The organism is Paenibacillus tianmuensis (genome assembly GCF_900100345.1).
Lineage (GTDB): Bacteria > Bacillota > Bacilli > Paenibacillales > NBRC-103111 > Paenibacillus_G > Paenibacillus_G tianmuensis.
Map to the genome: position 1 here is coordinate 19,931 of NZ_FMTT01000012.1, position 11,846 is coordinate 31,776.

Below are 11,846 nucleotides of genomic sequence, written 5' to 3' on the forward strand. Positions count from 1 at the left end.
TTTTCATTTCTGCCGATTCTCTGATGTATTACGAACTTTACGAATGCCCCGCAAAGGGAGCGAAAACTTTGGTTATGATCCACAGCGCCGGATTGAACTCCACCTTCTGGCAGTCCATTGTCCCGCTTCTCGAATGGCGCTATACCATCCTCTTGTACGATTTAAACGGCCACGGACAAAGCAGCGAAAGACACACGGACATTTCATGGGAGCCGCTGACGGGAGAACTCCATGCTCTGCTGCACTTTCTTAGATTGGAGCGTGTCACCCTGCTGGGTCACGACTTCGGGGCACACCTCGCCATCCAATTCGCATCGGCGTACGGCTCAATGGTTGAAAGCCTCATCCTGATCTCGCCGTTCGCCCACCTTCCGCTTATCGCACTTCATAAAGAATACAAGCTGCGCATCTCCCTCGCCAAAAAACTGGCCCGTCCAACGCTTGGGGAAGCCATGGCGAAGCGCATGTCCGTCAAGCATATGGATACGGTCTTGAGGCAGCGAATCGTGCAAGCCTTTGAACGGGTCCATTTCCCTACCTACGTTCAAATGCTGGAACTGGCGACGAAGCCCGTATTTCTAAAAGATTACCTCGTCCTCCAAAAGCCTTCGCTGCTGCTTTCCGGCGAGCAGGACCCTGTCTTCACGCCGGCGCTGGCCGGTCTGACGCATACGCAGTTGGAAACGACGGCCTTCTTGGTCGTCCCGGACGCCTCAAGCCTGGTGTTCGTCGATCAGCCGATTTATTCGTCCGACTGGATCGATGCCTTTATCCGCAAGCCGTTTCCCGGACAACGGAATAATGCCATAAACCGCGAACTGCGGCAGCACGTGCGGCAATTGTCAAAACAGGGCTATGAGCATTGGAGCGGCAACCGGATTCGCATCCGCTGCTTGGGCAAATTCGAGGTCTGCCTGAACGACCGGATCTTGCCGGACGGCTGGAATACCCGGTACGCCAAAAGCCTGATGATCTATCTGGCCTTTCATCCGACCGCTACGCGGGAGCAGCTGTGCGAAGCTCTCTTCCCGGAAGTCGAGCACCCAAATGCGATGCGGAATTTGCGGGTCTATTTAAGCCACTTCTCCAAACTGCTGGAGACGAATGATACGGAGAAGCCGTGCGTGACCATCGGAAGAGATGTCGTCAAGCTTCATTATCTTGTTAACTGCGATTTAATGGAATTTCTGAACGATCTGCAGCAGGTCGCCGCGGAGCAAGATAACGAGGTGAAGTACGGGCTGTGCGAAGATTTGCTTAGCCGGCTCAGCGGCAAGCTCATGCCGGGATGCTACGATCCTTTTGCCTTATCGCTGAAAGAAAAAGTCGAGCAGCTATGGGAAGGCATCACTTTATGGGCGGCCGATTACTGCATGCTGACCGAAAGAAGCAGCCAAGCGATTCCATTCCTGCTCAGCGGACTACAGCACGGCATGGCGGACGAAACCTTGTATTATGACCGGTTGATCTCCATTTATCAGCAGAACGGTAACGCCAAAGAGCTGCGCAAATGGGTCCGTAAAAAAAGAAGCAGCTTGTCTGCGCCCCCGGCGGAGGAAAAGCTGTAATGCGGCTTCGATAAGACGGAAAAGCACGGCCAGCGTCCCTTACGGAACGTTCCGGCCGTGCTTTTCCAGTTGCGGATTATCCCTGCGCGGCTGCGCGGATTACCCTTTCAATAGATGCATCTCGCCCAGACATTCGGCGCAAATGTGTCTTTCCTTAAAATCGCTCACTTGCTCCATCGAGCCGCAAAATACACAGCGGGGACGATACCTCTCCAGAATGATATGATCACCGCTTACCAATATTTCAACAGGATCGCCTTCGTTCATTTGGTATCGTTTGCGCAGCGATTTCGGGAGTACAATTCTGCCGAGCTGGTCGACTTTTCTTACTACTCCTGCCGGTTTCATCATCAATTCACCTCACTTTCGCACAATTACGCTTGCCCTCCATATAGTTCGACGCTAATGTTAAAATTCCTTCCCATAATTGCGAGTTTTCTCGGTTGATTTCGATAAGATTCGCATTTTCGCAACGAATGGGCCAAGCTTCAGGACAATTCTGGAAATCCGGTCTGCCGGAGTGCTTCGAACAGAACGATCGCCGCGGCGTTGGACAAGTTCAACGAACGGACGGCGTCCGTCATCGGCAGCCGCATCAACGAATCCGGGTGCTCTGCCAGAATCTCCGGGGTAAGCCCTTTCGTTTCTTTGCCGAATACCAGAAAATCGCCGTCTTGAAATGTCAAATCCGTGTAAACTTTAGACGCCTTGGTCGTAGCAAAAAAGAAGCGGCCGTCCTTGTATTTGTCCTTTACTTCCTGAAACGAATCGTGATACTCCAGCTTGACGGCGTGCCAATAGTCCAGTCCGGCCCGCTTGAGAGTCCGGTCGTCCGTATCGAAGCCGAGCGGACGGACCAAGTGCAGCCAAGTGCCGGTCGCGGCGCACGTTCTGGAGATATTCCCCGTGTTGGCCGGTATTTCCGGCTCTACCAGTACGATATGAAAAGCCATGCTGCTCCGTTTTCCTCCCGAATGCCTTTTTAATTTTACATACGTTTTACCTGTTCTTAATACGAAGATGATAGTGGCCTGAGATAATGAATTCATCCAAGCGACTACAAAGGAGACTATCCGAAATGATGAAGAAGAAAATTCTTGTCGTCGACGACGAACCTTCAATTTCGATGCTCATAGAATTCAACCTGAAGCTGGTCGGCTTCGAAGTGCATTGCGTCTATGACGGCGAAGCGGTATTCCAGGCGATTCAGCATTTCCGCCCCGATCTGATCGTGCTCGACCTGATGCTGCCCAAGATGGACGGCATTCAAGTGTGCCGCAAGCTGCGCGGCCAGAACAATCTCGTGCCGATCATTATGTTGACGGCGATGCAGGACTTGTCCGACAAAATCGCCGGGCTCGATAACGGCGCCGACGATTACATGACGAAGCCTTTCAGCCCGCAAGAGCTCATTTCGCGGATTCAAGCGATCCTGCGCCGCATTCAAACTTTGCCTTCCGCAAGCCCGAACACGCCGGTCTCCATCGGGCAGATCGTCATCCAGCCCGATCAGCGGGAAGTGAAGATCAAGGGCCAGCCGATCGAGCTGACACCCAAAGAATTCGATCTGCTGCTCTTTCTGTGCAAGCACCGCGGCAAAGTGCTCAGCCGCCAGCAGCTGCTGCACGGCGTCTGGGATTATCATTTCCTTGGCGATACGCGGATCGTCGATGTGCATATCAGCCATTTGCGCGACAAGATCGAGACCAACGCGCGCAACCCTGAATATATCGTAACCATTCGCAACGTCGGTTACAAATTGGCCGAGCCTGCCATGAAAGAATCTTACGCCTAATATCCGATTCAACGAGCGCCGCGCAAGCTTGCCGCGGCGTTCTTGTCATATTCGCGCCGTACAAAAAGCAGCCTTCGCTCGGCTTCATGCCGTGGCGAAAGCTGCCGGACGGGTCCGATTACCCGTTGCGTTTTTGGAAATCGACCATAAATTCGGCCAGCGCGGCGCAAGCTTCGTAAGGAACCGCATTGTAAGCGGAAGCGCGAATGCCTCCAACGCTGCGGTGACCGGCCAGACCGACGAAGTTGTTCTTTTCCGATTCCTTGACGAAAGCTTTCTCCAGCTCTTCGCTCGGCAAGCGGAACGTAACGTTCATGATCGAACGGCTGTCCGGGGCGATGTTTCCGGTATAGAATCCGCCCGATGCATCGATAACATCGTAGAGCAGCTTCGTTTTGGCGACGTTCTGCTTCTCCATCGCCTCTACTCCGCCGTTCTCCTTCACCCATTTCAGCATCAGGTTAACGACATAGATCGAATGTACGGGAGGCGTGTTATACAGCGACTGATTTTTGGCATGTGTCGTATAGCGCAGCATGACGGGAACATGCTTCGGTTCTTCCTGGAGCAGATCGTCGCGGATGACCGCAACGGTTACGCCGGCAGGACCAAGATTTTTTTGCGCCCCCGCATAAATCATCGCAAATTTATGGGCATCGATCGGACGGCTTAAAATGCCGCTGGTCATATCGCCGATCAGCGGAATGTCTCCGGTTTCCGGAATGTCGGACCATTGGGAGCCTTCAATCGTATTGTTCGTTGTCATATGCACGTAAGCGGAGTTCGGATCGATCCGAATTTCTCCTGCTTTCGGCAGGCTTCTCCAGTTCGTTTCTTTATTGGAGGCGGCGATGACCGCTTCCCCAACAATTCGGGCATCCTGATACGCCTTCTCGGAAAAGCTGCCCGTTACGAGGTAGCTCCCCACCTTGCCAGGCTTCAGGAAGTTGAGCGGAATCATTGAAAATTGCATGCTGGCGCCGCTGCCCAAAAACAGTACCTGATAGCCGGACGACAAACCGAGCAGTTCGAGCATCAGCTCTTGGGTTTCACGGTTCAGCGCTTCATATTCCTTGCTGCGGTGGGAGATCTCCGTCAGCGACATGCCGATGCCGTTGTAATCGACGAACGTTTCCTGAGCTTTCTGCAGCACTTCGAGCGGGAGCGCAGCCGGGCCGGGATTGAAGTTGTACGCGCGCTTGGACATGTTTAAAACCCCTTCGCTTTTCATATGATATGGCTATGATAGCAAAGGTTGCATCGCCGCATCAAGTGTAAGTTTCATGAACATCGGAAAGGAGAGAAGTCTCGAATGGAACCGTCCGACCGCCTGTTCGTCGCTGTCCCCGCTCCGCCGTCCGTGATTTCTTCTGCTGAGTCTTTGTTTCTGGGACTAAAGGACCAGTTCACCTTCGCCAGATGGGTCCATCCTCAGGATTTGCATCTTACTGTGCAGTTTCTCGGCGACGTTGCGCGGAACCGGATCGATCAAATCTCGCAAGCGATCGGACAAGCGGCTGCGGGCGCAGCTCCCTTCTCGCTTCATTTTCAAGGCTTGGGAGTGTTCGGCAAGCCGAGCGCTCCGTCGGTGCTGTGGGCCGGGGTGCAGGGAGAAGTGGAGAAATTAGGGCAGCTTCAACGCCGGATAGAGGACGCGATGACAACGCTGGGGTTTGCTGCAGAAAACCGTCCGTATAAACCGCATTTGACGCTGGCCAGAAAATTTACAGGTCCGGCCGGAAGCCATGCCGCAATGCCGGACGTTGCGCTGCCCGACGAATGGCAGACGCCTTGGCGGGTCAAGGAGACCGCGCTTTATCGCAGCCGCTTGGGCAGCCGTCCGATGTACGAGCGTGTCGCCTCGTTTCCTCTCCGATGAAAGAACGCGAACAATCGGTGAGCTTGGCAGAGGCAAGGCAGCAGGACATCGTACCCTGAGGCAGGGCCTAATCGTCGGTTAAATGAGCGGCCTCATCTGGCGGGGCCGCAGGTTCGGGCGGAAGGGCGGTCTCCTCAATGGTCAAAAACTCCATGGCTTTCATCGGATTCATGCCTAACTGACGCAGCAAATCTCGAATATCGAGCAAGATGGTTTTGTCCATAGCTACCTCTCTCCAATGTTATCCTCAGGGTCTCCTCGTCTATGCTATGTATTGTAACGGAATGTTCATCTTTTTTGATAGTCTAAAATGGTTATTTTATCGACTCTAAAGATTTTTTTAGCAGGTTTGTCAAATCACGACAATAGGCGCGCATATGGATGATTTTGTCACTGGGCCTGGTCGTAAGTCACCGTTTGTCTCATCTTCAGCTGTACGACGATTTTGCGAAGCGACTCTTTGTTCAGGCCGAGCTCGTTCAGCTCCTGAATCAATTGAACCCATTCCTGGTCCAACATCTCGGGCTTGTCCCCCTGATCGTGCAAAATAAGCGTTTGTACGTTTACGCCGAGTACGGGCGCGAGCTTCCGAAGAAACTGGATGGACGGATTCGATTGCAAGTCCCTTTCGATCGAACTCAAATAAGATTTGGCGACGCCGGCGCGGGCTGCAAGCTCCGTAAGCGACATGCGTTTCTGATGTCGAAGGGACTGAATTCGTGCCCCGATCATGATTAATTCCTCCTTAGTTTTCCCGAAGGCCGAGTTTAATAGTTTTAGTTCTATATTCATACTAATTGTATCATATTACGATACGTTTTGTATCTATATTTAAAAAATTTTATTATTTTTTGCCTATTGACCGCAACTTTTTTTTGAAATAGGGTTCTTCACAAACTTTGCTACGTAATGTATAATCTAGTCAAGCTTGAATTCAACAGATTTCGACAAAAGTCTCACACGGAGACTAGTACATCGGCAATGTTTTGGAGGGAAACGGAAATGGTCAGAATCGGGGATAAAATCGCTCTGCTCCGCGAAAAGCAAGCGCTCACTCAGGAAGAGCTTTCCAGTAAAATCAACATTTCGCGCGCTTCGCTCTCTCATTACGAGAAAAACCGAAGGGAGCCGGACTACGAAACCGTGGTCAAAATTGCAGATTTTTTCAAGGTATCCATCGATTACTTATTGGGAAGAACGGAGGACCCAAGAGTCGTACTGGAGCCGGAGGTACGGGCTTTCGTAGATAGTCTGGAGCTATCCGACGAAAAGATTATCGACCGATTCTCCTTAACCGTAGACGGCATGAAACTGACTTTTGACGAGGCAAAGCGGTTCATTGCCTTCGTAAGGGCCGAAAGATCGCTCAGATAACGCTGCCAGCTTCCCCTCCTGTCAAGCAAGCAGCCTGGCTCGATCCTCATTTCCATACAATCAGGTATACCTGCGCCCCGCAATGGCAATAATAGGCAATTGAGCGTTCTGCACGGTTCGCCGCGGATCGATCCTTATCCTGGCTTCGTGTGGCTGGGCGTCTCCTGTACAAGGTTTGGGTACAACGGCATCCAGTATACTTATTGTATCACAAAATAGATACAAATTGTAACTCTTTTTTTCTTTTCTTTGCCATTCGTTTACAAAATTTATCCAAAATGGGGAAGAACCATCCTTCACAAATGTCGATACGTAATGTATAATTTAATTACTTCCTCACACAGTCTGGGAGCTTGACTCTTCGTTACGGCCGTTCTTTATAGAAAACAGGCCCCGCTGTGATAAGAGAAGCAAACGCATTCAATTGGTCTGGAAAGTTTGCTCCTGAAACGGTCTACTCCGGATTGTGTTTTAGGTACAACGACTCATTCGCAACGATTTGACAGACCTGGAACGAGATATTTCTTCCTATCTGGAGGACTATCGTATACTTAAGATGATCGGGGTGAGAACAGTTGGGGCAAATTGGAAACCGCATCGCTGCATTAAGGGAAAAGCAAGGATTGACGCAAGAAGAGCTTTCCTTCAAACTCGACATTTCCCGCGCCTCCCTCTCTCATTATGAGAAGAACCGCCGGGAACCCGACTACGATACCCTGGTGAAAATCGCCAATCATTTCAAAGTATCGATCGACTATTTGCTTGGTCGCACGCAGGGCCCGGAGATGGTGCTGGATCAGCAGGTCAGACAATTCGTCGACAGTCTGGAGCTGTCGGACGAACGAATTTTGCAGCATTTTGCGCTTACGATTGACGGAAAGCAGCTCACGCCGGAGGAAGCCAAGCGGTTCATCGCCTTTGTCCGGGCAGAGCGGTCCTTTTAAGCATGGCAATGTTAAATTAAAATTGCAAAACGCTTGTCGGATTCCTCCGAGCGATTTGCAATTTTTTTGCGCGTTATGGCTATTTTCGCTTTCTCTACTGCCACTGCTGCTTCCCGGTAAGAAAATACATTTCGAGAATTTTTGCCCACAAATCGTAGCCTTTGTCGTTAGGATGGGCATCGTCATACATGATGTCCTTGAGCGGCGTTTGAAGATTCGCCAACTCCTTATTCATCGCATCGTAGATATTAATGTACTCCCAGCCTTTGCTTTTGATGAATTCTTCCGTTTGTCGAATATAATCTTCATAGCTTAAACCTTCTTTATTCTTCGCTTCTCCGCGCAGTCTCGGGTTGGGGGATTGCAGTATGATGCGGCTGTCCGGCAGTTCGGTATGAAGGTGCGTTATAATTAATTCGATGTTTTTTTTGGTCGTTTCAACGGGAACGTTTTGTCCGTAATCGTTAAGGAGACACGTTTCGAACAATATCACATTCGGCTTCTGTTGTATCAGAACATCCGCCTTCTTTTCTTTAACAATTCGGCTGGTGGTGTAGCCTCCCCATCCGCTGTTATGATATCTCAGTTTCTCTAACCCACGTTCCTTCTTCAAGCGTTCGTAAAGCTTGTTAACCCAGGTTTTGTTGACGCCGGTCGAACCCGATCCGGCCGTAACGCTGCTTCCAAGCGTAGACATAACGAGACTTTTGTTGGGGGTAACCTGCGTTTTTAACATCGATGCCACCGGAGTGATCCGGCGGCAACTTTCTACATGGTCCAGAAAATACTTGGGGTCTGTGCATTCCGATTGGGCCGGTCCTCCCATAATGATCAAACCTGATATAAGTAATCGGATTAAATTTTCAAGAAGCTCCCACCCGCTCAATGCGATCCCCCCTAATTCAGCATAATTATTCCTTCATATTGGACGTCAAGGACCAGATCGGCTTTGGCTGGCGTATCCGAATAGGCGTTGACTTCCAACTGCTTGCTTTTCATCCGGGGAACGGATATATGAATCCCTCCCGATCCCGTTTCTTTAAGCAATTTGATTTTCAGATTGGTTTCGTCCCACGTCAATTGGAACAGCTTGGAGCAGTGCAGATTCGCATGCTTGGCTACCAAATGGATATACCCTTCAGCAAAAATTCCGAGTGAACCAACAATCTTCCACTGAGAGTTGTTTCCCGACGATCCAAAATTAAGAATAGTTTGGCTTTGACCTACAGGAACTGAGAACGTCGGTTTCTCCACATGAATGCACTCTCCGCCGTTCTCATAAACCGTATTGCCGGAGATGGACACCATTTTGGATTCTTCCAGCAGGATGCCGTGACTCTTATTGGCACGAACGATATTGTTTTTGACTTGAATGCTGTGGCTTGAACCGGCCAAATTTATACCGCTTCCGGCATTGTCGGTAATAATATTGTCTGAAATCACGGCATCCGACATTTTGTTGCCGGCATAACGAATGCCCCCCGAGCCGCAGTTCGTAATATTGTTACCCACGATGGTAGCTTTGTTTCCTTGATTTTCCTTCGAATATTCAAAATGTACCCCATAATTTTTGCAATTGCGGATTTCGTTGCCGATTACGGCTATTTGCTCGGCATTCAGCACATAAATTCCAGAATTCAACTGATTATCCGGATCGTCCTGCACGCCATCGATAATGTTGGCCGTTATGGAAATATTACGGCAGTTATCTTCTACATGGATCGCTTCGTAGCGGCAATTTTTAAGGATGTTTCCAATAACGGACACCCGAGTAACACCTGCCATTCCGATTCCGAAACCGGCCGTGTCCCCGGTTCCCTTTCCTTTCGGCACGGAAATGAAATTATTCGCAATAATGATATTTCCTGCCGACTCGTAAATCGCCTTCTTTGTTCCTGTAATTGGACTGTTTAATTCAATTGCGTCCCCATAGATGTCTAAAAATTGGTTGCCGATAATTCGGAGGTCTTCCAGATCGTCGGCTTTGTAATTGCAAAGTACGCCGTACGTCACCGAGTCAAACAAGCAATCCTGAATCAGGACATGAGCAATGCCGGTGGCATTCATGGCAATACCTTGGGTTCTTATCCCTGTGAATTTACAATTCCGAATAACGATATGCTGGCTGTTACGCGAAATATTGATATTGATGCCTGCGTTTTCATTCAAGTTTTCCATCCACAGCCCGTCGACTTCAATATGATTTCCCGCAAGATTCAGTATATCGATTTGGTTATTGTAAGGTTTGACCAGCTTCGCTTTTCCCACAAGCTTCGTATTATGACCAACGGTGACCCGTGAATGAAGCAAGTACGTGCCATTAGGAAAATATACCGTTCCTCCGCCTGCTTTGGCGCAAGCATCGAGAGTTTTTTGAATCGCCAGGGCATCATCCGTTTGACCGTTACCTGCGGCTCCGAAATCCAAAACGTTCAACTTATCGTCATTCGAGGGAGCTTGAGCGGAAGCAGGCGCCATCATATTGGCCGCCAATGTGACTCCGCCTACTCCCAACATGCCCAACATCGCCCTTCTCGTCATGGTTCGATTAAATTCGCTTCCCATCGTTAACCTCCGCTTCGAATGTCGTTTCCAATTCTAGTTGATATAGTATTAAATATCGGGTCACTTGTCCGATCACTTTAGCTCTATTTTACCAATATAATGTAGGAAACAAAACATTTGACGGAGGTGGTTGCAAGTGGTTTATACGCTGGAAAACGTGCGGGATCTAAAGTATGGCGCCTTGGGCAACGGAGCGCAAGACGATGCGCCCGCCATTCAGAAAGCATTGGACGCCGTGGCAGCGCTTGGCGGCGGCGTTGTCTACTTGCCGCAGGGAACATATAACATCGGCAATGTCCTTACCTTGAAAGATAACACCAAATTGCTGGGAACCGGTAAAGGAAGCATTATTGTTAACAGAGATGACACAAACCGAGCGCTGTTACAAATCAAAGGAAACGACGTGACGGTGGAAGATTTGATGCTGGAATATTCGGCACCAAGCAACGGCGTCGGGATCGACTGGGGAGCGGGTGCAACGCATTCCTCGATCCGTAACTGCTTGTTTACTGGCATAACAGCACAAGGCATTAATATGAACCAGCCTGGAATTAAGCATATATCCATTACAAACTGCCGGTTCTTCAAAATCAACTACGGTGTTTTGGTCAATTTGTACGCAAACGATCTTTACGATTTACGGATCATCGGTAACCAGTTTTTCGACATTTACGGCGACGCCATTGAAATTAACAGTCCAATCAAGCAAATGGGTATGAACCGCGAGCCCTTCGATTCCGCGCACGCCATTATTATTTCCGGCAACTACATCTCCTGCCCGCTGGGGCTAGGAACCAGTGAAAATTCCGGCTTCGGCATCGGGATTGCAGGCGCCACCAGAGTATCTATCGTAGGAAATGTACTCGACAATTGCAGGCAGCAGGGCATTCATATCGAGGATTACGCTTCCCATATCGTCATCAACGGCAATACGATTTACGACGTTGGGTCCGAACCTAACAACGGAACCAACTCGGGGATATACGTACTCGATGGAGACTTCATTACCATTAACGGCAACTCGATTTACAGGTGCGACGACTATGGCATCCAGTTGGACTATAATTCCTCCAGACGAGTCCACGGCGTTTCCCTTGCCTCCAATCTGATCACGGATTGTGGCAGCGGCATTCTTATCAGCGGCGGAGGTTTCAGTGATTTTAGTATTACCGATAACATCGTAATGCGAAATTCGGGCCACGGACTTATCATCGTAGGAGAACCGATCGGAATCAAGGTCACGGGCAATACGTTTCGCAGCAACGGCGCTTACGGGATTGTCATGAATAAAGGCATATTTTTGGGCGAGCTGTCTGGTAATTCCTTATACGGGAATAAAGCCGGCGCTTACCAATATACATCCACTACCAAAATTCCGCTGGTCTTGGGAGACCAAACCAACTACTTGTTCACTCCGATCACCGGAAATTATACCCCGTGGGTCAATGTCATATCACTGGGCAAAGTTGCCGACGGCTTGCTTTATTGCATAGCCAAGAGCGGAACGCAAAGCAAAACGGAACTGCATAAAATTCAGTGGGACGGCCTCCAATTAAATTCGATCAAAATCAAGGAAGAATTAATCGGAACCATCGAATTGATGGAACCCCGGATAAACGGGAACAACTTGCAGCTGCAGGTTCACCATACTGCGGCAAACGGAACCAACATACAATTGTTTGTCCAATTTTTCGGAAAAATTATGTTTGCCTAGTAACGGT

Annotated in this window: 13 protein-coding genes; 6 read left to right on the top strand and 7 right to left on the bottom strand. The window is 49.7% G+C overall.

Going from position 1 to position 11,846, the window contains the following annotated elements; all coding sequences use genetic code 11:
• Positions 1-74: 74 nt before the first annotated feature.
• Entirely contained in the window at positions 75-1,568 is a 1,494-nt protein-coding gene (locus BLO51_RS10200) for an alpha/beta hydrolase (RefSeq protein ID WP_245719619.1), read from the top strand.
• A gap of 99 nt (positions 1,569-1,667) precedes the next feature.
• Here BLO51_RS10200 and BLO51_RS10205 read toward each other — a convergent pair whose 3' ends face one another.
• Together BLO51_RS10205 and trmL are read right to left on the bottom strand one after the other, a co-directional pair.
• Positions 1,668-1,916, bottom strand: a complete 249-nt coding sequence (locus BLO51_RS10205) for an AbrB/MazE/SpoVT family DNA-binding domain-containing protein (protein ID WP_174551231.1) — start codon at positions 1,914-1,916, stop codon at positions 1,668-1,670.
• A 140-nt stretch (positions 1,917-2,056) separates the two neighbouring features.
• Positions 2,057-2,521: a tRNA (uridine(34)/cytosine(34)/5-carboxymethylaminomethyluridine(34)-2'-O)-methyltransferase TrmL gene (gene trmL / locus BLO51_RS10210; protein ID WP_090670636.1), complete on the bottom strand. Its 465-nt coding sequence runs from the start codon at positions 2,519-2,521 to the stop codon at positions 2,057-2,059.
• Between the two features lie 125 nt (positions 2,522-2,646).
• Here trmL and BLO51_RS10215 point away from each other — a divergent pair, with 125 nt between their 5' ends.
• Positions 2,647-3,363 (top strand): response regulator transcription factor, encoded by a 717-nt coding sequence (locus BLO51_RS10215; protein WP_090670639.1) that lies wholly within the window; start codon positions 2,647-2,649, stop codon positions 3,361-3,363.
• Between the two features lie 118 nt (positions 3,364-3,481).
• On the opposite strand, the gene serC is transcribed toward BLO51_RS10215, so the two are convergent.
• On the bottom strand, positions 3,482-4,570 hold the full coding sequence (serC, locus tag BLO51_RS10220; RefSeq protein ID WP_090670642.1) for a 3-phosphoserine/phosphohydroxythreonine transaminase: 1,089 nt from the start codon (positions 4,568-4,570) through the stop codon (positions 3,482-3,484).
• A gap of 105 nt (positions 4,571-4,675) precedes the next feature.
• Between serC and thpR the strand changes: the two genes are divergently transcribed.
• Positions 4,676-5,242, top strand: coding sequence for an RNA 2',3'-cyclic phosphodiesterase (gene thpR, locus BLO51_RS10225; protein WP_090670645.1), 567 nt, complete (start codon positions 4,676-4,678; stop codon positions 5,240-5,242).
• Between the two features lie 67 nt (positions 5,243-5,309).
• Here thpR and BLO51_RS29175 read toward each other — a convergent pair whose 3' ends face one another.
• Together BLO51_RS29175 and BLO51_RS10230 are read right to left on the bottom strand one after the other, a co-directional pair.
• Positions 5,310-5,465, bottom strand: a complete 156-nt coding sequence (locus BLO51_RS29175; protein ID WP_167670164.1) for a hypothetical protein — start codon at positions 5,463-5,465, stop codon at positions 5,310-5,312.
• Positions 5,466-5,632: 167 nt separating this feature from the next.
• Complete coding sequence (locus tag BLO51_RS10230) at positions 5,633-5,974, bottom strand: XRE family transcriptional regulator (RefSeq protein WP_090670648.1); 342 nt, start codon at positions 5,972-5,974, stop codon at positions 5,633-5,635.
• 270 nt (positions 5,975-6,244) lie between these two features.
• On the opposite strand from BLO51_RS10230, the gene BLO51_RS10235 reads away from it, so the two are divergent.
• Entirely contained in the window at positions 6,245-6,616 is a 372-nt protein-coding gene (locus BLO51_RS10235) for a helix-turn-helix domain-containing protein (RefSeq protein WP_090670655.1), read from the top strand.
• A 575-nt stretch (positions 6,617-7,191) separates the two neighbouring features.
• A complete protein-coding gene (locus BLO51_RS10240) occupies positions 7,192-7,560 on the top strand; it encodes a helix-turn-helix domain-containing protein (protein WP_090670658.1) in 369 nt (122 codons plus the stop codon).
• Between the two features lie 94 nt (positions 7,561-7,654).
• On the opposite strand, the gene BLO51_RS10245 is transcribed toward BLO51_RS10240, so the two are convergent.
• Entirely contained in the window at positions 7,655-8,257 is a 603-nt protein-coding gene (locus BLO51_RS10245) for an SGNH/GDSL hydrolase family protein (RefSeq protein WP_217266720.1), read from the bottom strand.
• 200 nt (positions 8,258-8,457) lie between these two features.
• Positions 8,458-10,125 carry a right-handed parallel beta-helix repeat-containing protein gene (locus BLO51_RS10250; RefSeq protein ID WP_245719608.1) on the bottom strand — a complete coding sequence of 556 codons (1,668 nt, stop codon included), beginning with the start codon at positions 10,123-10,125 and terminating at the stop codon, positions 8,458-8,460.
• Between the two features lie 136 nt (positions 10,126-10,261).
• Between BLO51_RS10250 and BLO51_RS10255 the strand changes: the two genes are divergently transcribed.
• Entirely contained in the window at positions 10,262-11,839 is a 1,578-nt protein-coding gene (locus BLO51_RS10255) for a right-handed parallel beta-helix repeat-containing protein (RefSeq protein WP_090670664.1), read from the top strand.
• Positions 11,840-11,846: the final 7 nt, after the last annotated feature.